This is a genomic window from Pseudonocardia sp. C8 (genome assembly GCF_014267175.1).
Taxonomy (GTDB): Bacteria; Actinomycetota; Actinomycetes; order Mycobacteriales; family Pseudonocardiaceae; genus Pseudonocardia.
Window position 1 is genome coordinate 4,007,031 of record NZ_JACMTR010000002.1, and the last position, 20,207, is coordinate 4,027,237.

The window sequence follows — 20,207 nt, forward strand, 5'->3', positions numbered from 1 at the left end:
CGTTCCCGCGTCGGTCGGACGATCAGACGGTCAGGAGGGCACGACCTGGTCGGCCTGCGGCCCCTTCTGGCCCTGCGTGACCTCGAAGGTCACGGTCTGCCCCTCGTCGAGGCTGCGGTATCCGGAGGTCTGGATCGCGCTGAAGTGGACGAACAGGTCCTGCCCGCCTCCGTCCGGCGTGATGAACCCGTACCCCTTCTCCGCGTTGAACCACTTGACGGTTCCCTGTGGCATCCGGATGTCTCCTCGTGTATTGCCGGTACCTACGTCGCGGAGCCTAGCCGCCCCGGCACCCGTTGGGGATGTCACAGCCGCATCCTCGTCCGGCGCGTCGTCCGGATCCGTCCGATTGATCCCGATCTCGTGGGTGTTCAGATGCGGTAGCTGCGGATCTTGGAGTAGAGCGCGGTGCGGGAGATGCCGAGCTCGCGTGCGGCGGTGGACTTGTTGCCCCCGTGTGCCTGCAGCGTGGTCTCGATGACCTGGGCCTCGGCCCGTTCGAGCGGGGTCAGGGTGCGCCGGGTCGCGGCGGCACGGACGTCGGCGGGCAGCGCCGCCGCCGTCACCACCGGGCCGGTCGCGTCCGCGGCGGCGTCGGCGACCACCCGGGTGAGCTCGGCGAGGTTGCCCGGCCAGCGGTGACGCCGCAGCACCGCGAGCGCGTCCGGGGCGAACGCGAGCCCGCCGCCCCGGTCCCGGAGCACCGCCCGGGCGAACCGGACGACGTCGTCGGGCCGGCTGCGCAGGGCCGGCAGCGTGACCGTGGCGGCGCCGAGGGCGTCGCAGAGTACCGGGACGGACGGGCCCGGGGACCCACCGTCGGGGACGGTGGCGGTGAGCCCGAGCGGTGGCCGCGCCGCCGGTCCGGTGAGGACGGCGGCGACGGTGCGCGCCGCGGCCGGGTCCAGCAGCTCCACGTGCCGCAGCACCAGCGGGCTGCCGTCGCGCACGGCGTCCCGGAGCCGACCCGTCCACGCCGCGGCCCCGTCCACGCCGTGCGTCGCGGCGTCCAGCACGGTGGACGGGCCGAGCGCGTCCGCCAGCACGGTGGCCTTGCCGGTGCCGGCCTCGCCGCGCACGAGCACCGGACCGGCCGCGGCGAGGTCGGCGGCCCGGGTGGTCGCCGCCGACCAGGGATCGGCCGCGGGCGCGCGGCGCACGGCGGGGGCCGTGGCCGCCGGCCCGCTGACCGTGAGCAGCGCGCCCGCGGTCGTCCCGGCGGCACGGACCAGCTCGACCCGCGCGGTGAGGTCGTCGGGCAGGCCGATCGTCGTACCGTCCGTCCGGCAGGAACGCACCTCGTCCCACAGGTCCAGCCGGTCGAGCCCGAGGCCGCCCGCCGCCGCATTGGTGATCAACACGCCGTCCCCGACGACGGCGATCGGCCCGCCGGACCGGCGCTGGGCGTCGAGGAAGGCATCGAGCAGCCGCCGTTCCCGCAGGGTCGCGTGCTCCAGCAGTGCCGCGTGGATCTCCTCGACCAGCTTGCGCACGACGACGGTGAGCAGCGAGCTGGTGTCGGCCACCCGGCAGGTGACGTTGACGGCGCCGACCGTGCGGCGGGTGACCGGGTGCCGGACGGGCGCGGCGACGCAGGTGACGTCGTGGAAGCGCTGCACGTAGTGCTCGTCCCCGCGGACGACCGCGAGCGTGCCGGTCTCCAGCGAGGTGCCGAGGCCGTTGGTGCCGACGAACTCCTCGTCGAAGCAGAAACCCTCGATCACCGACAGGTCGTCGAGGGTGTCGCGCAGCATCGGCTCGGAGACCCAGCGCCAGATGACGCTGCCGCGCTCGTCGGCCAGCGCGAGGCAGGAACTGTCGCCGACGAGCAGGTCCGCCATCCCGCTCATGATCGGGACGGCGACGCGGGCGAACGCGGTGTCGAGCTCGGTCTCGACGTAGGGCACGTCGACGTGCTCGGGGTCCACGCCGCTGATCCGGGAGCGCCGCCAGGACGTCAGCACGTCACCGCGCAGGTCACGCGGTTCCTCACCGGCCTGGAAGCGCTCCCAGGGGCTCCTGGTCGTCATCGACCCACCTCCCGCCACATCCTGACCGCAGCGGTGGCCGGCCCGCCAGGGCGGATCCTCCTCGGCGGCGAGGATCCGGCCCCGGCGCAGGATCAGGCCCCGGCCGACTTCTCCCGTTCGTAGCGCTTGGTCATCTCCTCGACGGCGTCGAGCTGGGTCTTGGCGTGCGCGTCCCGGGCCGACGACGCCCGCTCCTTCGCGGCGAGGGTGCCGGCGGCCTGCCCCTGGAACTCGGGCATCACGTACTGCGCGATCAGCTCCAGGGACCGCTTCGTCGCCGCGGGGTTGGCCCACTCGTGGCCGAGCAGCAGGAACGCACCGAACCCGCCGGACTGGTCGACGAGCCGCTGCACCTGGGCCCGCGCGTCGTCGACGGTGCCGATCGCCCCGACCCCTGCCTCGTTGATGAAGTCGATCATCTCCTTGACGTCGCCGCCCTCGACCGCCATCTGCGGGAACGCCGCCACCTTCTGGAAGTACCGGAACCAGTGCTCGATGCCGTACTCCACGTCCCGGTAGGCCTGCTCGCGGGTCTCGGCGACGTGCATCAGCCCGACCAGCCGCCACGAGCTGCGGTCGGGGGCGGGCCGGCCGTGGTGCGCGGCGCGCTCCTCGACGACGTTCCAGTGGTGGGCCAGCGCGTCGAACCCGTCCTGGGTGAGCGTGGCCCCGATCGAGAGCAGCCCGACCCCGTGCTGCCCGGCCATCCGCGGCCCGGTCGGCGAGGCGACCGCCGCCACGGCGACGTCGAAGCACGGGTCGCTGTAGGGCGCGAGCTGCAGCTGCGCGTCGATCAGCGTGTGCGTGCGGGTCTCGGCGTTGACCACCTCACCGCGGAGCAGCCGCATGATGATGTCGAGGTTCACCTCGAGCAGCTCGCGGGTGTCGGTCGGGTTCAACCCGATCATCGCCGAGTCCGTCGGCAGCGAGCCGGGCCCGCAGCCCAGCATCGTCCGGCCCCGGGTCAGGTGGTCCAGCATCACCATCCGGTCGGCCACCCACAGTGGATTGTGGTACGCGATCGAGGTGACGCCGGTGCCGAAGCGCATGTGCCGGGTCCGCTCCGCCGCCGCGGCGATGAAGATCTCCGGCGAAGCGATGATCTCCGATCCCGCGGAGTGGTGCTCGCCGATCCAGGCCTCGTCGTACCCGAGCCGGTCCATGTGTTCCATCAGCTCGAGGTCGCGCTGCAGGGCCAGGGTCGGGTTCTGGCCCGGCTTGTGGAACGGGGCGAGGAAGGTGCCGAAGCGGAGTCGGGTCACGGGGGTCCCTCCTGGGCGCGCTGAAGTCCGGAGCGCCAGCATGACCCGCGTCACGTCCGCGGAGGTGTGCGGAAAGTGGACAGCGGCCCGGTCTCAGCGTTCGCGCAGCTCGATCCCGGCCGGAAACCGGGCCCCCGCGAGCCCGCAGACGAGGTCGAGCTCGGCGACGACGTTCTGCACGACCTGCGCGACACCGCGGGCGCCGTCGAGGGCGAGCCCGTGCACGTACGGCCGCCCGAGCAGGACCGCCCGGGCACCGAGCCGGACCGCGGTCGCGACGTCCGCGCCGGTCCGCACCCCGCTGTCGAGCAGCACCGCCAGCCGGTCCCCCACCGCCTCGACGACGCCGGGCAGGGCGTCCAGCGACGCCACGGCGTGGTCGACCTGCCGGCCGCCGTGGTTGGAGACGACGACGCCGTCGGCCCCGGCGTCGGCGGCCCGGCGGGCGTCGTCGGGGTGCAGCACACCCTTGACGACGATCGGCAGCCGGGTCCGCTCCCGCAGGCCCGCCAGGTCGCCCCAGGACAGCTGCGGCCGGGAGTAGACCCGCAGGAACGTCTCGACCGCGGCCCGCGGGACCGGGGAGCGCAGGTTCTCCAGGAACCCGCCCGGTGCGTTGCGGGTGATCTCGAGCAGCGTCCGCACCGCCTGCGGCGTGACCCTCGGGGGCGGCCCGGTGCGGGGCCGGGCGAGGGTCTCGTCGACCAGGCGCCGGAACACCGGGTCCGAGGTGTACTGGGCGATGCCGATGCCGCGGGCGAACGGCAGGTGCCCGAGGTCGAGGTCCTGCGGGCGCCAGCCGAGCATCGTCGTGTCGAGGGTGACGACGACGGCCTCGCACCCGGCCGCCTCGGCCCGGGCGAGGAAGCTGTCCACCAGTTCGTCCGAGGTGGACCAGTAGAGCTGGAACCAGGCCGGCCCGGCGGCCGCGGCGACCTCCTCCATCGGCGCGCCGGCCTGGTTGGAGATCACCATCGGGACGCCGGTCGCCGCGGCCGCCCGGGCCACCGCGGTGTCGGCGCCGCGCCGGACCAGGTCGAGGGCGCCGATCGGGGCGAGCAGCAACGGGGCGGGCAGCCGTCGCCCGAACAGCTCGACGGACAGGTCCCGCTCGGCGACGTCGCGCAGGATCCGCGGCACGATCTCCCTGCGGGCGAACGCCTCCCGGTTCGCACGCAGCGTCGTCCCGGCTCCCGCTCCCCCGGTCACGTAGGCGTCCGCGCGGCGGCTCAGCGCGCGCCGGCCGCGGCGTTCCAGCTCGTCCGGGCCGGTGGGGACGCGTGGGCGGGCGCCGGCCACGCCGTCCCGGTAGATCCGCTCCTGCCGGGCCCGGCCCGGTGCCGTCATCGCCACCCGCACCACCCTACGGCCGCGCCACCGGCCCGGGGCCGCGCCTCGCGGACGCTCACCGTTCCCGGCGATGCTCACGCGATCCGGAGAGCGCAGCCGCGTCGCGCGAGCGGCGGGAGATCAGCAATGCGCGGGGCGGGTGAGCGCGGCGAGCCACTTCTTGAGCAGCACCGTCTCCGGCGCGCCGAGGACCGGGTTGTCGTCGGGCAGGCCGGAGAGCAGGGCGGCGGCCGCCTCCGCCACGCCCGGCCCGTCGTCGTCACGGGAGCGGCCGGCCCGCCCGGTGATCGCGTCCAGGGTCGCCTCCCGCACGTCCGCGGAGAGGCCGGGATCGGGCTCGGCGACGATGATCTGCCGGAGCGTGACCCCGATGTTGGCCGCCAGGACGTGTGCGGCGGCCCGCTCCGGGGTGACGACGAGCCGGCCGCGCCGCCCGGCCTCGCGGGTGAGCCCGAGCAGGATCTCGGCGGGCCGGTCCTGCGCCTTCGGCCGCCGGCCGGGGGTGACCTGCCCGTACATCAGCGCGTAGAACCCCGGATGGGCGAGGCCGAAGGCGACGTGGGCGTCCCAGCCCGCCCGGATGTCCTGGATCGGGTCGCCGCTGCTCTCGTGGGCCTCCTTCGCGGCCAGGTACCGGTCGAAGCCGTGCTCGACGACGGCCTCGACCAGCCCTTCCTTGCTCCCGAAGAAGTGGTACAGCGTCGGCAGCCGGACGCCGGCCGCGTCGCAGACGGCGCGCAGCGACACCGTCTCCCCCGGCGAGGCCGCGATGAGGTCCGCGGCGGCCCGGAGCAGACGGTCACGGGTGGTACCGGAGTCCTGGTCGACCACGCGATCACCGTAGCCGTGCGGCGACGGTGCCCGGCCGTGCCGGTCAGCGGGTGGTGTAACCGCCGTTGGCGAAGATCGTCTGGCCGGTGATCCACCAGCCCTCGGTGGCCAGGAACCGCACGATCGGGGCGATGTCCTCGATCCGGGTGAGCTGGTTCCCCATCGCCATCGACTTGTGGAACTCGACCCGCTCGGGCGTCTCCTGCGGGTAGAAGAACGGGGTGTCCATCGGCCCGGGACCGATCGCGGTGACCGAGATCCCGCGGTCGGCGAACTCCTTGGCCGCGGCCCGCGTGAAGTGCTCGACCGGCGACTTGCCCCCGGCGTAGGTGGAGTAGCCGTCGGTGAACGCGGCCAGCAGCGAGGTGACGATGGTGATCACTTTGCCGCCGTCGGCGAGCGAGCGACCGGCCTCCTTGAGGAAGAAGTAGGCCGCCTTGGAGTTGATGTCGAACATCGCGTCGTACTCGTCCTCGGTGGTCTCCACGATCGGCTTGCGGAGCACCTTGCCGACGGTGTTGACGGCGACGTCGATCGGCCCGAGCGTGCCCGCGGCCTCGGCGAACAGGGTCTCGACGTTCGCCGGGACGGTCAGGTCGCCGGCGAGCAGGACGCCCTCGCGCCCCTCGGCCTCGATCGCCTTGAGGGTCTGCTCGGCGTCGGGCCGCGAGGACTCGGAGTTGTAGTGGACGGCGACGTTGGCGCCGGCCTGGGCCACCTGCCGGCTGATCAGGCCGCCGAGGTTCTTCCCCCCGCCGGTCACGAGAACGTTCTTGCCCTGCAGCGTGTGCGCGGTCATCCCGGAACTCCAGTAGATCGTTGGTATAGCGTGCTGTATCAACGCTACAGACGTCTCCGGTCGAACGCGACCTCGGGCGGGCTCAGAGACGGACCGGGAGCCGGGTGAGCCCGTGGATCAGCGTGCTCACCGGGGGTCCCGCTCGACGAGGCGCGGACGGCCGTCGCCGGGGAGCTCTCGAATCCGAGACGGATCCGCGCCGCGTCCGTTGGGTGGGGATCGGCGCGAGGGTAGAGATGCGGGCATGACTGGTGGAACGACATCGTGACGACCGGCTGCGACGCCCGCACCGGCACCGTCGAGATCGGCCCCGGCCCGGTCACCGCCGCACAGGTGGTGGCGGTCGCCCGCGGCGGCGCCGGGGTGCGGCTCACCGACGGCGCGCTGGCGGCGATCGCCCGGGGCCGCGAGACCGTCGAACGCCTGGCCCGGGCCGAGGACCCGTACTACGGCATCTCGACCGGCTTCGGTGCGCTCGCCACCCGGCACATCCCGGCCGAGCGGCGGGCCGCGCTGCAGCTGAGCCTGGTCCGCAGCCACGCCGCCGGGTCCGGGCCGGAGGTCGAGCGCGAGGTCGTCCGCGCGTTGATGCTGCTGCGGCTCTCCACCCTGGCCACCGGGCACACCGGGGTGCGCGCCGGGACCGCGCTCGCCTACGCCGCCCTGCTCGACCACGGCCTCACCCCGGTGGTGCACGAGTTCGGCAGCCTCGGCTGCTCGGGCGACCTGGCGCCGCTGGCGCACTGCGCGCTCGCGCTGATCGGCGAGGGCCAGGTGCGCGACGCGTCCGGCCGGCTCCGCGACGCCGGGCCCGCGCTCGCCGAGGCCGGGCTGGCACCGGTGACGCTGGCCGAGAAGGAGGGGCTGGGGCTCATCAACGGCACCGACGGGATGCTCGGCATGCTGGTCCTCGCCGGGCACGACCTGCACGGGCTGCTGCGGGTCGCCGACGTCGCCGCGGCGATGAGCGTGGAGGCCCTGCTCGGCACCGACCGGGTGTTCGCCGAGGACCTGCAGGCCATGCGCCCGCACCCGGGCCAGGCCCGGTCGGCGGCGAACCTGCGCGCCCTGCTCGACGGGTCGGAGATCGTCGCCAGCCACCGCGGCCCCGACTGCACCCGCGTGCAGGACGCCTACTCGCTGCGCTGCGCACCCCAGGTCCACGGCGCGGCCCGGGACACGCTCGCGCACACCGACCTCGTCGCCGGCCGGGAGCTCGCCGCGGCGATCGACAACCCGGTCGTCGCCCCGGACGGCCGGGTCGCGTCGAACGGCAACTTCCACGGGGCGCCGGTCGGGTACGCGCTGGACTTCCTCGCCGTCCCGGTGGCCGACGTGGCCTCGATGTCGGAGCGGCGGACCGACCGGATGCTCGACACCGGCCGCAGCTCCGGGCTCCCGCCGTTCCTGGCCGACGACCCGGGCGTCGACTCCGGGTACATGATCGCCCAGTACACGCAGGCGGGGATCGTCGCCGAGCTGCGGCGGCTGGCCGTGCCCGCCTCGGTCGACTCCATCCCGTCCAGCGCGATGCAGGAGGACCACGTCTCGATGGGCTGGTCGGCCGGCCGCAAGCTGCGGCGGGCACTCGACGGGCTGGCCCGGGTGCTGGCGGTCGAGGTGCTCACCGCGGCCCGGGCGCTGGACCTGCGCGCGCCGCTGTCCCCCGCCCCGCGGACGCGCGCCGTGCGCGACCTCGTCCGGTCCCGCGTGCCGGGGCCGGGTCCGGACCGGCACCTGGCGCCGGAGATCGATGCGGTACTGGAGCTCGTCCGGTCTGGGGCGGTCGTCGAGGCGGCCGGGCCGCTGGAGTGAGCGATAAGCTCGCCGTCCGGGTCGAGGCACAGGGGGACGACATGACCGCACCGCAATCCGCTCTGGTCGCCCGCCTGCGTGACCTCCTCGCGGGCGAGCCGTCGACCCGCGAGGTGGCGATGTTCGGCGGCCGCGCCTTCATGGTCGACGAGAAGATGGTCGTCAGCGCCCTGAAGGACGGCGACCTGCTGGTCCGCGTCCCCGCGGCCCGGCACGACGAGCTGCTCGCCCGCCCCGGAGCGGAGCAGGCCGAGATGGGTGCCGGCCGGTCCATGGGGCCGGGCTGGATCTCGGTGTCCGCCCGGGCCGTCGGCACCGCGGACGGCCTGTCCTTCTGGCTCGACGTCGCGCTGGCCCACAACCGGGCCGCGGCACGGGGCCGACGCTGAGTCACCCCGTCGGCGCGTCGGCGCCCACGAGGTCGGCGTGGTGCACGGCGGCGACGTCGGGGTGGGCGCGCAGGCGGGCCTTGAGGAGGTTGTCGCCGAAGGTCCCGGAGATGACGTTGTCCGGGTCGGTCGTGACTCCGCGGGCCCGGCTCGCCAGGCCGGCGGGGAGCTCGATGCGCGGAACCGTGGAGTCCAGTGCCGGGTTGAAGAAGAACGGGATCGACATCCGTACCTCGTCCGGCGGCGGCGAGACGACCCGGTGGACGGTGGCCTTGAGGTAGCCGTTCGTGGCGTACTCCATCAGCTCGCCGATGTTGACGACGAAGGCGCCGGGGACGGCAGGCGCGTCGATCCAGGTCGCGTCGTGCTCGATCTGCAGGCCGCCCTTGCCCGCCTCGATCATCAGCAGGGTCAGGATCCCGGGATCCTTGTGGGCCCCGACGCCCTGCCCGCGGTCCTCCCGGCCCGGGTAGCGGACCAGCTTGATCAGGGTCGACGGGCGGTTCCCGAACATGCCGTCGAACACCTCCGCCGGGCTGCCCAGGGCGACCGCCCAGGCCCGCATCAGGCGCATCGCCACCTCCGAGCAGCGACGCTCCCAGTCCAGGAACACCCGTCGCAGGTCCGGCTGCGCCGCGGGCCAGAGGTTCGGCCCCTCCAGCCGCATGTAGGCAGGCGCCGCCGGGTCGTCGCAGGTGGCCCGCTCGGCGGCGATGTCGATCTGCTCGCGCCAGTCGACGCGTCCCTGGGTGAGCTCGCCGCCCGTCCGGGTGTAGCCGCGGAAGTGCGGGCTGCGCAGCATCTCGACCTGGAGCTTGTCGGCGTCCGGGAGCGCGAAGAAGCGTTCGGCCTCGGCGAACGCGCCCCGGACGACGTCGTCGGGGATGCCGTGGCCGACGAGGTAGAAGAACCCGGTCTCGTGGGTGGCGGCACGGAGCGCGTCGCGGAACCGGGCCGCGGTGCCCGGGTCACGGTCGAGCTCGGAGAGGTCGAGGACCGGCAGCGCGGTCGTCGTGTTCACGTCAGCCAGGTCCTCGGCCATGTCCGCCCGCCGTCTCGGTCGCAGCACGATCACTCCGGGCCGAACCTACCGCGGCGAACCGGCCGGACCCACCCACCGCCGCCCGCACCGGGCCGGACCGCCGATCTCCCCGGCCGCGCCGGCGGTGGTGCGGGCGACCGTACGGCGCCGGCCCGGTGCGGCCGGTTCTCATCCGAGGAGTTCGCGCATCTCGGTGATCTCCGCCTGCTGGGCGTCGACGACCTGCCGGGCCAGGGCCTTCGCCTCGGCGTTGGTCCCGTCGGCGAGCTCGGCCCGTGCCATCTGCACGGCACCCTCGTGATGCCGGATCATCATCTCGAGGAACATGCGGTCGAAGCCGGCGCCGCGGGCCTGCTCGAGCCCGCGTAGCTGCTCGTCGGTCATCATCCCGGCCATACCTCGGTGGCCGGCGCCGTGGGCGGTGCCGTGGCCCGTGCTCCCGTGGTCCATCCCCGGCATGCCGCCGGACTCGGGGGCTCCCCAGGCGGCGAGGAAGCCACGCATCCGCGCGATCTCCGGGGCCTGGGCCCGCCCGATCGCGGTCGCGAGCCGGCGGACGTCGTCGCTCCCGGCGCGGTCGGCGGCCAGCTCCGCCATCTCCACGGCCTGCTGGTGGTGCGGGATCATGCCCTGTGCGAAGGCGATGTCGGCCTGGTTGTGCGCGGGCGCGGCGGCGCTGGTGGGTACGGGCGCCGGACCCGCGCTGCCGGCGGGTTCCCCACCACCGCAGGCGGTCAGGACGAGGGCAGCAGTGAGCGTCGTGGCGGCCACCGCCACGTTCTGGATCTTCATGTGGTTCGTGCTCCTGTGTCGGAACGTGTTCGGACCGGTCCGGCGCCGGGAAGCGCCGGGGGCCGATCACGTCCGCAGCACGCAGAGCTGGGCGAGTCGTCGCGGGACGGGCGGTGGTCGCGCCGCGGGGATGCCGCGACCCCGGTGCCGGGCCGGGGCGGCCGAGCTCGGGAGCGCGAGCCGGCCGAGGAAGAGCCACGCCGAGACCAGCGCGAGCCCGGCGGCGGCCAGCACCGCCAGGCACAGGTGCAGCAGGTGAGCGGCATCGTGATCGCCGTGGCCGGCCGGCGGCTGCTCATGGCCGGTCGTGACCGGGGACGCCGTGACCGGCCGGTCGGGCCGGTGAGCCCCGTGGTCGGTGGACCGGTGAACCGCGTGCCCGGCCGCGGTGTGGCCGGGATCCGCCGGTGGCGACGGCGCCGCCGGGGCGATGAGCGCGTGCATCCCGATGAGGCCGAGCAGGACGGGCAGCACCAGAAGTACCAGCCGCAGTCCGTGTCGCCCGTTCATCGAGCGGCCACCCTACCGGTGGTGCGGTGAGCGTCGCGCCCGCCGCCTCCCGGTGGGTCGGCCTTGCGCTCCACCGCGGAGCCCGGTCCCGCGAGCGAAGCCCGTCGACACGCTCGTCGGCCGGTGGCAAGCTGGGCACCGGCCGCCTTCTTCCGGCCCGGCCGTCGCGCCCACCGCGTCTTGGCGTGCGGCGCCTTCTCCTCGAGCCGACCCCGCTGTCCCGGCGAGCTCCTCGGCCCACCCGTCGCGAACCGGTGTCGCCGTCCGATCGGCCGGTAGCGACGAGCGACCCGGCGCATGACCGGCACGCCCTCCACCACACCCGGCCCCACCCGAAAGGAACGATGCCGCATGAAGGTTCCGAACTCCGTCACCGACGGCCGCGAGCGCCGACTGCTCGAGTACGTGCTCGACCACGCCCGCGCCGAGTTGATCGACACGGTGGCCGGCCTGTCCGAACAGGAGTGCAGGCGTCGGTTGGTTCCGTCGCTGACCACGCCGATCGGACTGATCAAGCACGCCGCGTTCGCCGAGCGGAAGTGGTTCCAGCACATCCTCGCCGGGCTACCGGAGTCGGAGTGCGACGGAGACATGGTCGGCGAAGCGAGCTTCGTCGTCCGGGACGACGAGACGCTCACCGACGTCATCGCCGAGTTCGCACGCGCCGGCGACCGCGCACGAACGATCGCTGCGGGCATCGACCTCGACGAGACCCGGGACGACCCCGTCCTCGGCCCGGTCAGCCTGCGCTGGGTCCTTCTTCTCATGATCCAGGAGTTCGCCCGCCACGCCGGCCACGGCGACATCCTCTCGGAGCAGCTCCACGACACCCGCCCGACCGCCCCGGACATGCGCGGGTGCCGATGACGCCGATCCGACGGCTGCCGGCCCGTGTCCGGCACTCGTCGTGGTGCCTGGCGGTCGCGGCTCACGGATGCCCGGGCCACCGGCCGGGTTCGAAGGCCCCCTCGGGCACCGCGGCTCCGCCCTCGAGGTCGTCCCACCCGGTGACCGCGTGCTCGACCCATTCCGCCCAGCGGGCGACGAGCTCGGCGTACTCGAGGAGGAACTTGCCGGTCAGCGCGATCACCGGAAGCCGGTCGGGGAACGGTCCACCGGTTTCTGCGTAGTCGCGAGCCTGCGCCCGGGCGACGTCGCGGCGGGCGTCGGCCTCGGCCCGGATGGCCGCGAGGGTCTCGACGAGCTGCGCGCGGCTGCCGTGGTCGGCGAAGGCGACCTGCAGCATCGCCTCGAACTCCAACCGCGGGCCGGCCGTGGGCTCGTCCAGCCAGTCCCGCAGTGCCGCTCGGCCGGCAGCGGTGATGGTGTAGACGGTGCGCGACCTTCGGCCCTGGTGCTCACGGTGAGTGGCGGCCAGGCCGTCCCGGGCGAGCTTCTTGCACTCGGCATAGACGAGGCTCTGTGCCTTCGGCCAGTACCAGGCCACGCTCCGGTTCATCTGCTGGGCCAGCTCGTAGGCGCTCCAGGGACGCACCCCGAGCAGGGACAGCACGGCGTACGAGGTCGAGGTCCGGGCATCGCTCACCCGCTTGAAAATACTCCTCTCAGGAGTATCGTATGGCTACGACACTCCTGAGAGGAGTATTCCGATGGTGGAACATCCGGAGTTGTCGGGCTGGTCGCATGTATCGCTGTCGGTCACCGACCGCGACCGCAGCGCCACGTTCTACGCCGACGTGTTCGGTTTCGAGCGGTTCGAGTCGATCGCCGACGAGCGGTTCGACGAGTACGTGCTGCTGCACCGGCCCAGCGGGATGGTGCTGTGCCTCCAGCAGCACCACGCCAACGCCGGCGAGCAGGCCGACCCTGCCCGCACCGGTGCCGACCACGTGGCCTTCCGGGTCGCCACCAGGGCCGACCTCGACGTGTGGGCGGCGGTGCTCGACGAGCTCGGTATCGCGTACAGCTCACCCGTCGACAAGCAGTACGGAGCCGTGCTCTGCCTGCGCGACCCCGACGATTTCCAGCTCGAGCTGTTCTGGCGCGAGCACCACCCCTAGTGAGGAACAGCCATGTCCAGCAACGTCGACGTCGTGAAGTCGGTCTACGCCGCGTTCGCCCGCAGGGACATCCCCGCGGTCCTCGCCGCGTTCGACCGGGACATCTCCTGGCAGACCCCGGCCACCCTGCCCTGGTCGGCCGGTGCGTATCACGGCCCGGAGGGAGTGGGGATCGTGGACACCGCCACCGTCCGCGACTCTTTCACCGCGGTGCACGCCTGACCCGGCCGTCGCATCGGCTACGACGTCGGCCTCCCCTACGCATTGCCCACCGCTTCCTCCCGGGGCTCCCACGAGCGCACGGCGTCACCGGCATCCCCCTGCGTCGCGGGCGCGAGAGCGAGGACCAGGAGCGAGGCACCGATGCCGGCGGTGCCTGCCCACCCGATGGCCGACAGGCGTTCCCCGACGACGAGCACGGCCAGTACGGCCGCCACGGCGGGCTCGGCGAGGGTGAGCGTCGTCGCGGTGCTCGCACCCACACGTGTGAGGCCGAACCCGAACAGCAGGTAACCGAGGAACATGGGCACGAGCGCCATGTACGCGCCGACCGCGAAGGGCTGCGGCGCGGCGAGCAGGGGCGCGCCGGTCAGCACGAGCACGGGCATCAGCGCCGCGCCGCCCAGCCCGAAGACCGCGCCCATCGCGGCCCCGCGCCCGACCCCGCGGCCCATGAGGCGGTGGGCACTCCAGGAGAACAGGGCGTACGTCGCTCCGGCGACCAGCCCGAGCCCTACACCGGCGACCGCGCGGAGCGCGTCGGCCGGCGCGTCGTGCATCGTCGCGGCGCACAGCACCGCGCTGCCGGCGATCCCCAGCACCGCCGCGAGCAGCCACCAGGCGCTGAGCCTGCGTCGGTCGATCACCCGTTCCAGGGCACCGGAGGCGATCGGGGCGGACCCGAGCGAGACGACCGTGCCGACGGCGACCCCGGCCAGGTGCATCGAGCTGTAGAACGCCAGCGGGTAGACCGCCACGGCCGCGGCTCCGGCGATCACTGTCCCGCGCTGCGACACCAGCCCGGCCCTCCCCCGCCGGAGAGCCGGGACGGCGACGACCGCCTGCAGGACACCGCCGATGCCCAGGGCCGCCGCCCCCATCGCCAGCGGGCCGACCCCCGGCGCGAACGTGGCCGCGGTCCCGGTGGTGCCCCACAGGAACGCGGTGACGAGGACGGCGACGATCCCGGCGAACGATCCCTGCCTCACCGGGCGGCCAGCATCCGCGAGGCGATGGCACGGGCGCGCTCAAGCCGCTCCGGGGTGCCCTCCAGGCCCGCCCGGGCGACGGCCCCTTCGAGCAGGAAGCTCAGGTGCTCGGCCAGGTCGCGCGCGTGGTCCGCGCCGGTCAGAGCCTCGAGACCCTCGACCAGGATCCGCTCCACATCCTCCTTGTGGGCGCGCACCGCCTCGCGGGCCGGGCTGCCGGCGGGGAACTCCGCCGCGGCGTTGAGCAACCCGCAGCCGCGGAACCCCCTGGCGTAGGCGCCGTTCGCGTGGTCGATGTAGGCGTCGAACACCGCTAGCACCCGGTCGACGGCCGTGGACGCGTGCGCCGCGCGGGCCCGGTGCAGGCCGAGCCACTCCTCGTGACGGGCGTCGATGTAGGCGCCGACGAGGTCTGCCTTGGACGAGAAGTTGTTGTAGAGGCTCTTCTTCGCGACCTCGGCCTCAGCCGTGATCGTGTCGATCCCCGTCGCGTTCACGCCGTCGTCGTAGAACCGCCGCGCCGCGGCCGCGAGCAGCCGCTCACGGGCTGATGCCTGTTTCACGTCGGACCTCCCCCAGCTAGCTAGTAGGTAGACCAGTCTACCTACTCACTGCCGGTCCCGGTAGTTCGAGAGCCGGGCGGAGGCGTTCAGCGCACCAGCGCCCGGGCACGACGGCTCCCGTCAGTCCGTCCCCGGAGCCCGGGCTCCTCCAGGTAACGCCGTACGCACTCACGGCGACTGAGATCGCTGAGTGACGGGGAGGCCGGTGATCGGACGACATGGTGGACAGCGATCCGACCCACGACGAGCCGGCCCACGACACAGCGGACACGACCACGGTCGGGCCTCGAGGTCCACGTACCGGCCCGATTCCGGCGACGCCGACCCGTGGCCAACTCGTATCCGGCCGGCTCGCCCGTAGCCTGACGGTCCTCGCACAGACCGTGACCCTGTCCACAGTGCTGATCACCGTCGTCACGGTCGCCCGGCTGCTCATCGTGAGCAACTACCAGGTGCCGACCGCGTCGGCGGTCGCGCAGACCCTCGGACCGGTCTCGACGCTCACCGGCAGTGTCCTCCCGGTCTTCGGCGCCGTCCTTCCGCTCTGCGCGATGGTGCTGGTCGCGTTGACCGCGGTTGCCCCGTTCCTGCTCGGGTTCGCCGCGACGGCACGCTTGATGTTCGCCGCGACCCTCACCGCCCTCGCCACGATGACGGTCAGCCCGACCGCGATCACGATGGAGGAGGCGATCCGGAACCTGCAGGCGACAGGTGGTGTCGTGCTGACCGTGCTCGCCTGGGGCGACTATCTGCCCGTTGGACTCGCCGCCTCAGTGATCTTCTTCGTCGGGTTGGCCCGAAGCGAAACCGTTGCCGGGTTCAGCTTCGCACGCTATCTGGCGTTGGCGGCGATAGGGACGACAGTCGTCTCGGTGTTCGCACTGGTCGCCTACGACGCCTATCCACCCGCCGTCCGGGCCGGCGACATTCCTCAGGCGCTGGGCAGAATGTGGTTGCCCGCGGAGCAGATCACGGTGACCGGCGGGCCGGTACGGGTCGGATACGTGCTGTCGAGCACGGAGGTCTGGACGACGATCCTCTGGGAGGACGACCGCACCATCGGGCTGGTGCCGTCCGACCACGTGACCGCCCGGTCGGTCTGTCGGCTCGGCCCCGCCGACGAGCTCCCACTGATCTCTCGCGCGGAAAGGCCGCCCTCCATCGCCCCGTGCCTGCCGACACCGGCTGTCCCCGTGCGGTGATGTGATGGCGCGTACCCGGCAGGTGAACGCGGCAGACGGCCGCAGGTGGGTGGTTCGGCAGCGGATCGAGTGGACCACGCCCGCTATCGGGGACGACTTCGAGCACGACGTCGACGGGGGCCGGGGCGCCGTCGTCCCGGTTCTGTCGGCAGTGGTCCTGTTCTGGACGCTCTTGATCGTCTGGGCGCCGGACGGCGTGCATGTTCCCTGGTGGCTGTGGCTCTTCGCCGTGGTCGGAATCGGGTTCTTCCCGCTGCGCTGGCTCAACCACCGTCCGTACACGATCGTCGCGGAGACAGCAGGAAGCCATGAATACCCTGCCGAGCTCTGGACCGGGATGGTGCGCGGAAGGTCGGCAGCCCGCGAGGAGGTTCGGATCGTCATCCGGTCGCTTCAGGGCCGGGCTACGCCTGGTCACGCGGACAGCCCGATACAGCCGGTCCGTTGACCGGCACCTCCGGCTCGTCCGTGTCCGGGGCCGGGACAGCAGGACGCCCCCGGCACCGCACCTGTGGAGGGCGCGCCGGGGGTCGGATCCGAGGGGTGGTACCCGGTCGGGTTGCTGGTGTGTGACTTCTGGATGGACGACCCCTTCTCGATCCGGCACCTCGCCCGTGGCTCGAACCGAGTAGTCGGGGCAGCGACTTGGGCCGAGGGAGTTCTGGAGGTGTTCGGCGACGACCCGACCCCCTGAATCCATTTCTGGGGGTTTCCTGGGGGCCGATCTTGGTCGAGACGCTCAGACGAGGCTCTGACCTGGGGAATGTGCTCCTCCGACTGGACTCGAACCAGTAACCGCCCGATTAACAGTCGGGTGCTCTGCCATTGAGCTACGGAGGACCGTTCTCGCCGCCCGGGCCCTCGCCCGGCGACACGAAGAACTCTACAGCACCCTCCGGAGCAGTCTCGCCACCCCCCGTTCGGACGCCGTTCCCGCTGGTCGCGCCCGGATCCGGGTGCCGGACGGCCGCCCGGTACGGTCGCCGGGGAGACGGGAGGTGAGGGGAATGGTCAGGTTCCTCGTGGGGGTGGCCGTCGGGTACGTCCTCGGCACGAAGGCCGGACACGAGCGGTACGAGCAGCTGCTCCACGCCTACCACCGGGCCGTGGACCATCCCGCGGTGCAGGGTGCGGCGGGTGTCGCGCAGGCCGGCGTGGAGAACGTGATCGGCAAGGTGCGCGGCGACCGCGGCCCCGGTCGCGGCTGAGCGAGCCCCGGGCAGGTGCGGCGCCGGGCTCAGCGCTTCCGTGCGACGGCGAAGATCCGGCGGAACGGGAACCAGGTGGTGCCGTCGGCGCTCGGTGGGTAGGCCGCGCGCAGCCGCGGGGCGAGCTCGTCGAGGAACGCCTGGTGGGCGTCGTCGTCGAGGGCGTCCCGCACGGGCCGCAGGGTGGTGCCGGAGATCCAGCGCAGGACCGGGTCGTCGCCCGCCAGCCGTTGCAGGTAGGTGGTCTCCCAGGCGTCCACCTCGGCACCGGCGGCGGTGAGCAGGTCCGCGTAGCCGCGCGGGTCGAGCACGGCCTCCGCGTCGCGCAGCCGGACGCGGCCCCGCCACCGTGGCCGGGCCGCGACCTCGCGGGCGAGGACGTGCGAGGGCGCGTCGAAGTTGCCGGGCACCTGCAGCGCCAGCCACGCACCGGGGGCGAGCGACGCCGTCCAGCGCCGCAGCACCTCGTGGTGCTCGGGCACCCAGTGCAGCACCGCGTTCGTGACGAGCACGCCGGTGTCCGGCGGCGGCGTCCAGTCGCGGACGTCGACCCGCGCAGCGACCACCCCGGCCTCCCGGGCGGCGGCCACCATGTCCGGTGACGAGTCGAAGGCCTCGATCGTCGCGTCCGGCCATCGCCGGGCCAGCAGGCCGGTGAGATGCCCGGGGCCGCAGCCGGCGTCCACGATCCGCGGCAGCGCCGGGTCCGGGCTGCCGATCCGCCCGACGAGGTCGAGGAAGGGCCGGGCGCGGTGGTCGCCGAACGCCCGGTACAGGTCCGGGTCCCAGCTGGTCACGCGCCGTCAGCCCGTACCGGGGAGCCGCGCGGCGATGCCCTCCGCCAGCCGGCGGACGGCGACCGGGTCGGTGCCGGTGTCCGGCCGGACCTGGACGACCAGGCCGTCGCGGCCGGGCACCTTGCGCTGGAGCACCCAGGCCCCGCCTCCCGGGAGCTCGCGCCGGTGCCGTGTCTTGATCGACTGTGTGACCCGCTCCTGGACCGCCTGCGGCACCTTGCCCGGGCTGGGCAGCCGGAACCGGCGCGGCCGGGCGTCGGCGAGCAGATCGGTGCCGGGGCCGACCTGCTCGGCGACGGTCGGCGTCACCACCAGGGAGGTCTTGTCCCAGGTCGCCTTGCCGATCTCGTGCCAGCCGATCCGGCGCTCCTCCGACGGCGGCCACACCCCCCAGGACGTCACGACCAGCGTCCCGCCGCCGGCCACCGTGGCCGTCGCGACGACGGCCTCGGACGCGTCCAGGTTCCCGGCGACCGCGTCCGGCACCGGTTCCCGGCCGAACAGCCGCGACCACAGCCGGTTCACGACGCCACCCCGGACGCCTGCTCCCGCAGCTGGATCTTGTACTGCTCGAGCGGGACCAGGACACCGAACAGGTCGTTGTACTCCTCCGGGTCGGTGGCCATGTTGGTCCGCTGCAGCTGGGACTTGAGGTCGGCGATCTCGCGCTCGACCAGGCCCAGCCGGACCCCGGCGAGGACGCCGTTGACGTAGCGGACCTCGTCGGTGTTCCGCTTGGGCAGCTCCAGGTCCTCCACGGCCAGCTCGCTGACCAGGCGTTTCACGTCCTCGGTCGCGACCTGGGCGACGACGGCGTCGAGCCACTCCGGGCCCTCCAGCCCGGCTTGGACCCCGCCCGCACCCATGATCGCCCGGTGCACGGCGGCGAACTGCGGGTGGGTGAACCCGGCCTCGGGCAGCTCGTCGAACCCGGGCCCGACGACGCCGGGGATCTGCAGCGCCGCCTTCAGCGCCTCCCGCTGCAGGTGCAGCTGCGCGTCCCCGCGCTTCGGCGCCGGGGCGGCCGCGCGCCGCCGGGACCGGCCCTCGACCGGCGCCCCCGCGGTCTCCCGCACCCGGCGCACGACGACGGCGATGTCGTCCCAGCCGACCCAGCCGGCGAGCCGGCGGGCGTACTCGTCGCGCAGGTCCTCCCGCTTGATCCGGGCGACCAGCGGCACCGTCCGCTGCAGCGCGGCGACCCGGCCCTCGGCCGAGTTGAGGTCGTGCTCGCGCAGCTCGGCCCGGATCGCGAACTCGAACAGCGGCTCGCGGCGGGCGACCAGGTCGCGCACCGCGGTGTCGCCGTGGTTGCGGCGCAGGTCGCAGGGGTCCTGCCCGTCCGGGGCGACCGCGACGAACGTCTGCGCGGCGATGCTCTGATCACCCTCGAACGCCTTCTTCGCGGCGTTCTGGCCGGCCTCGTCGCCGTCGAAGGTGTAGATGACCTCGCCGCGGTCGAACGAGTCGTCGCCGATCAGCCGGCGGATCACCGAGATGTGTTCCGCCCCGAACGCCGTCCCGCAGGACGCCACGGCGGTCGGCACGCCGGCGAGGTGCATCGCCATCACGTCGGTGTAGCCCTCGACGACGACGACCTGCCGCGACTTCGCGATCTCCCGTTTGGCCAGGTCCAGGCCGAACAGCACGTGCGTCTTGCGGTAGACCGGCGTCTCGGAGGTGTTGAGGTACTTGGCCTCGATCCCGTCGTCGTCGAACAGGCGGCGCGCGCCGAACCCGACGACGTCGCCGCCGAGGTCCCGGATCGGCCACAGCAGCCGCCGGTGGAACCGGTCGATCGCGCCGCGCCTGCCCTCCTTCGAGACCCCGGACTTGATCAGCTCGTCGAGCTGGTAGCCCTGCCCGAGCAGGTGCTTGGTGACCGTGTCCCAGCCGGCGGGGGCGTAGCCGCAGCCGAACTTCTCGGCCGCCGCGTCGTCGAACCCGCGCTCGGCGAGGAACTGCATCGCGGCCCGGCCGGCGGGCGTCCGCAGCTGCTCGGCGTAGAACTCGGCGGCCTTCCGGTTGATCTCGAGCAGGCGGCTGCGGGTGCCGCGGTCGCGCTGCACCGACGACCCACCGCCCTCGTAGGTCAGCCGGACCCCGCACCGGTCGGCGAGCCGCTCCACGGCCTCGGGGAAGCCGATGACCTCCATCTTCATGACGAAGTCGATGACGCTGCCGTGCTCGCCGCAGCCGAAGCAGTGGAACGTGCCGTGCGAGGGGCGGACGGTGAACGACGCGGTCTTCTCGTCGTGGAACGGGCACAGGCCCTTCAGCGACCCGGCGCCGGCGCGGCGGAGCGCGACGTACTCCTCGACGATCTCCTCGATGCGCGTGCGGTTGCGGACCTCGGCGATGTCTGCGTCCCGGATCCGTCCTGCCACG

23 protein-coding genes and 1 tRNA gene are annotated in these 20,207 nt (G+C 73.4%); 8 read left to right on the forward strand and 16 right to left on the reverse strand.

Annotated features, from left to right (window positions below):
- Positions 1 to 30: 30 nt before the first annotated feature.
- The 6 genes from H7X46_RS19045 to H7X46_RS19070 form a co-directional block, all read right to left on the reverse strand.
- On the reverse strand, positions 31 to 234 hold the full coding sequence (locus H7X46_RS19045; RefSeq protein WP_186360692.1) for a cold-shock protein: 204 nt from the start codon (positions 232 to 234) through the stop codon (positions 31 to 33).
- A gap of 137 nt (positions 235 to 371) precedes the next feature.
- Positions 372 to 2,030 (reverse strand): sigma-54-dependent Fis family transcriptional regulator, encoded by a 1,659-nt coding sequence (locus tag H7X46_RS19050; protein WP_186360693.1) that lies wholly within the window; start codon positions 2,028 to 2,030, stop codon positions 372 to 374.
- A gap of 92 nt (positions 2,031 to 2,122) precedes the next feature.
- Entirely contained in the window at positions 2,123 to 3,292 is a 1,170-nt protein-coding gene (locus H7X46_RS19055) for an LLM class flavin-dependent oxidoreductase (RefSeq protein ID WP_186360694.1), read from the reverse strand.
- A gap of 93 nt (positions 3,293 to 3,385) precedes the next feature.
- Positions 3,386 to 4,639 (reverse strand): alpha-hydroxy-acid oxidizing protein, encoded by a 1,254-nt coding sequence (locus tag H7X46_RS19060; RefSeq protein ID WP_186362766.1) that lies wholly within the window; start codon positions 4,637 to 4,639, stop codon positions 3,386 to 3,388.
- 123 nt (positions 4,640 to 4,762) lie between these two features.
- Complete coding sequence (locus H7X46_RS19065) at positions 4,763 to 5,473, reverse strand: TetR/AcrR family transcriptional regulator (RefSeq protein WP_186360695.1); 711 nt, start codon at positions 5,471 to 5,473, stop codon at positions 4,763 to 4,765.
- A 43-nt stretch (positions 5,474 to 5,516) separates the two neighbouring features.
- The gene (locus H7X46_RS19070) at positions 5,517 to 6,272 is read right to left on the reverse strand and encodes an SDR family oxidoreductase (protein WP_186360696.1); all 756 of its coding nucleotides are present in this window, start codon (positions 6,270 to 6,272) and stop codon (positions 5,517 to 5,519) included.
- 264 nt (positions 6,273 to 6,536) lie between these two features.
- On the opposite strand from H7X46_RS19070, the gene hutH reads away from it, so the two are divergent.
- Positions 6,537 to 8,087: a histidine ammonia-lyase gene (gene hutH / locus H7X46_RS19075; RefSeq protein WP_186360697.1), complete on the forward strand. Its 1,551-nt coding sequence runs from the start codon at positions 6,537 to 6,539 to the stop codon at positions 8,085 to 8,087.
- Positions 8,088 to 8,128: 41 nt separating this feature from the next.
- Positions 8,129 to 8,476 carry a TfoX/Sxy family protein gene (locus H7X46_RS19080; RefSeq protein WP_186360698.1) on the forward strand — a complete coding sequence of 116 codons (348 nt, stop codon included), beginning with the start codon at positions 8,129 to 8,131 and terminating at the stop codon, positions 8,474 to 8,476.
- Position 8,477: 1 nt separating this feature from the next.
- On the opposite strand, the gene H7X46_RS19085 is transcribed toward H7X46_RS19080, so the two are convergent.
- The 3 genes from H7X46_RS19085 to H7X46_RS19095 all read right to left on the reverse strand — a co-directional run bounded on the left by H7X46_RS19085 (position 8,478) and on the right by H7X46_RS19095 (position 10,820).
- Positions 8,478 to 9,545 (reverse strand): isopenicillin N synthase family dioxygenase, encoded by a 1,068-nt coding sequence (locus tag H7X46_RS19085; protein ID WP_370588854.1) that lies wholly within the window; start codon positions 9,543 to 9,545, stop codon positions 8,478 to 8,480.
- A 141-nt stretch (positions 9,546 to 9,686) separates the two neighbouring features.
- Positions 9,687 to 10,310, reverse strand: a complete 624-nt coding sequence (locus H7X46_RS19090) for a DUF305 domain-containing protein (RefSeq protein WP_186360699.1) — start codon at positions 10,308 to 10,310, stop codon at positions 9,687 to 9,689.
- Positions 10,311 to 10,376: 66 nt separating this feature from the next.
- Positions 10,377 to 10,820, reverse strand: coding sequence for a DUF6153 family protein (locus H7X46_RS19095; protein WP_186360700.1), 444 nt, complete (start codon positions 10,818 to 10,820; stop codon positions 10,377 to 10,379).
- A 351-nt stretch (positions 10,821 to 11,171) separates the two neighbouring features.
- Between H7X46_RS19095 and H7X46_RS19100 the strand changes: the two genes are divergently transcribed.
- On the forward strand, positions 11,172 to 11,687 hold the full coding sequence (locus H7X46_RS19100) for a DinB family protein (RefSeq protein ID WP_186360701.1): 516 nt from the start codon (positions 11,172 to 11,174) through the stop codon (positions 11,685 to 11,687).
- A gap of 61 nt (positions 11,688 to 11,748) precedes the next feature.
- Here H7X46_RS19100 and H7X46_RS19105 read toward each other — a convergent pair whose 3' ends face one another.
- Complete coding sequence (locus H7X46_RS19105; RefSeq protein WP_186360702.1) at positions 11,749 to 12,366, reverse strand: helix-turn-helix transcriptional regulator; 618 nt, start codon at positions 12,364 to 12,366, stop codon at positions 11,749 to 11,751.
- Between the two features lie 64 nt (positions 12,367 to 12,430).
- Between H7X46_RS19105 and H7X46_RS19110 the strand changes: the two genes are divergently transcribed.
- Together H7X46_RS19110 and H7X46_RS19115 are read left to right on the forward strand one after the other, a co-directional pair.
- Positions 12,431 to 12,841: a VOC family protein gene (locus H7X46_RS19110; RefSeq protein WP_186360703.1), complete on the forward strand. Its 411-nt coding sequence runs from the start codon at positions 12,431 to 12,433 to the stop codon at positions 12,839 to 12,841.
- A gap of 12 nt (positions 12,842 to 12,853) precedes the next feature.
- Positions 12,854 to 13,063 (forward strand): hypothetical protein, encoded by a 210-nt coding sequence (locus tag H7X46_RS19115; RefSeq protein ID WP_186360704.1) that lies wholly within the window; start codon positions 12,854 to 12,856, stop codon positions 13,061 to 13,063.
- A 35-nt stretch (positions 13,064 to 13,098) separates the two neighbouring features.
- Here the strand turns inward: H7X46_RS19115 and H7X46_RS30805 are convergent, their stop codons facing one another.
- Entirely contained in the window at positions 13,099 to 14,049 is a 951-nt protein-coding gene (locus H7X46_RS30805; RefSeq protein WP_186360705.1) for a DMT family transporter, read from the reverse strand.
- Complete coding sequence (locus H7X46_RS19125; RefSeq protein WP_186360706.1) at positions 14,046 to 14,612, reverse strand: TetR/AcrR family transcriptional regulator; 567 nt, start codon at positions 14,610 to 14,612, stop codon at positions 14,046 to 14,048. The genes H7X46_RS30805 and H7X46_RS19125 overlap by 4 nt, the downstream gene beginning before the upstream one ends.
- Positions 14,613 to 14,995: 383 nt before the next feature.
- Here H7X46_RS19125 and H7X46_RS19130 point away from each other — a divergent pair, with 383 nt between their 5' ends.
- Positions 14,996 to 15,814, forward strand: coding sequence for a hypothetical protein (locus H7X46_RS19130; protein ID WP_186360707.1), 819 nt, complete (start codon positions 14,996 to 14,998; stop codon positions 15,812 to 15,814).
- Positions 15,815 to 15,818: 4 nt separating this feature from the next.
- Positions 15,819 to 16,262 (forward strand): hypothetical protein, encoded by a 444-nt coding sequence (locus H7X46_RS19135; RefSeq protein WP_186360708.1) that lies wholly within the window; start codon positions 15,819 to 15,821, stop codon positions 16,260 to 16,262.
- A 320-nt stretch (positions 16,263 to 16,582) separates the two neighbouring features.
- On the opposite strand, the gene H7X46_RS19140 is transcribed toward H7X46_RS19135, so the two are convergent.
- Positions 16,583 to 16,654: transfer RNA gene (locus tag H7X46_RS19140), tRNA-Asn, on the reverse strand.
- A gap of 167 nt (positions 16,655 to 16,821) precedes the next feature.
- Between H7X46_RS19140 and H7X46_RS19145 the strand changes: the two genes are divergently transcribed.
- Positions 16,822 to 17,022 carry a hypothetical protein gene (locus H7X46_RS19145; RefSeq protein ID WP_186360709.1) on the forward strand — a complete coding sequence of 67 codons (201 nt, stop codon included), beginning with the start codon at positions 16,822 to 16,824 and terminating at the stop codon, positions 17,020 to 17,022.
- 29 nt (positions 17,023 to 17,051) lie between these two features.
- On the opposite strand, the gene H7X46_RS19150 is transcribed toward H7X46_RS19145, so the two are convergent.
- From H7X46_RS19150 to dnaG, 3 genes are read right to left on the reverse strand one after another with little or no spacing between them, the layout of a single operon-like run.
- On the reverse strand, positions 17,052 to 17,819 hold the full coding sequence (locus H7X46_RS19150; RefSeq protein ID WP_186360710.1) for a trans-aconitate 2-methyltransferase: 768 nt from the start codon (positions 17,817 to 17,819) through the stop codon (positions 17,052 to 17,054).
- Between the two features lie 6 nt (positions 17,820 to 17,825).
- Complete coding sequence (locus tag H7X46_RS19155) at positions 17,826 to 18,344, reverse strand: hypothetical protein (RefSeq protein WP_186360711.1); 519 nt, start codon at positions 18,342 to 18,344, stop codon at positions 17,826 to 17,828.
- Positions 18,341 to 20,206, reverse strand: coding sequence for a DNA primase (dnaG, locus tag H7X46_RS19160; RefSeq protein ID WP_186360712.1), 1,866 nt, complete (start codon positions 20,204 to 20,206; stop codon positions 18,341 to 18,343). The genes H7X46_RS19155 and dnaG overlap by 4 nt, the downstream gene beginning before the upstream one ends.
- Between the last annotated feature and the right edge of the window lies 1 nt (position 20,207).

Bases quoted from the DNA above. Each gene is read 5' to 3' on its own strand.
- H7X46_RS19045 (WP_186360692.1), bottom strand. From the start codon at position 234: ATGCCACAGGGAACCGTCAAGTGGTTCAACGCGGAGAAGGGGTACGGG.
- H7X46_RS19050 (WP_186360693.1), bottom strand. From the start codon at position 2,030: ATGACGACCAGGAGCCCCTGGGAGCGCTTCCAGGCCGGTGAGGAACCG.
- H7X46_RS19060 (WP_186362766.1), bottom strand. From the start codon at position 4,639: ATGACGGCACCGGGCCGGGCCCGGCAGGAGCGGATCTACCGGGACGGC.
- H7X46_RS19070 (WP_186360696.1), bottom strand. From the start codon at position 6,272: ATGACCGCGCACACGCTGCAGGGCAAGAACGTTCTCGTGACCGGCGGG.
- H7X46_RS19080 (WP_186360698.1), top strand. From the start codon at position 8,129: ATGACCGCACCGCAATCCGCTCTGGTCGCCCGCCTGCGTGACCTCCTC.
- H7X46_RS19090 (WP_186360699.1), bottom strand. From the start codon at position 10,310: ATGAAGATCCAGAACGTGGCGGTGGCCGCCACGACGCTCACTGCTGCC.
- H7X46_RS19095 (WP_186360700.1), bottom strand. From the start codon at position 10,820: ATGAACGGGCGACACGGACTGCGGCTGGTACTTCTGGTGCTGCCCGTC.
- H7X46_RS19100 (WP_186360701.1), top strand. From the start codon at position 11,172: ATGAAGGTTCCGAACTCCGTCACCGACGGCCGCGAGCGCCGACTGCTC.
- H7X46_RS19110 (WP_186360703.1), top strand. From the start codon at position 12,431: ATGGTGGAACATCCGGAGTTGTCGGGCTGGTCGCATGTATCGCTGTCG.
- H7X46_RS19115 (WP_186360704.1), top strand. From the start codon at position 12,854: ATGTCCAGCAACGTCGACGTCGTGAAGTCGGTCTACGCCGCGTTCGCC.
- H7X46_RS19135 (WP_186360708.1), top strand. From the start codon at position 15,819: ATGGCGCGTACCCGGCAGGTGAACGCGGCAGACGGCCGCAGGTGGGTG.
- H7X46_RS19145 (WP_186360709.1), top strand. From the start codon at position 16,822: ATGGTCAGGTTCCTCGTGGGGGTGGCCGTCGGGTACGTCCTCGGCACG.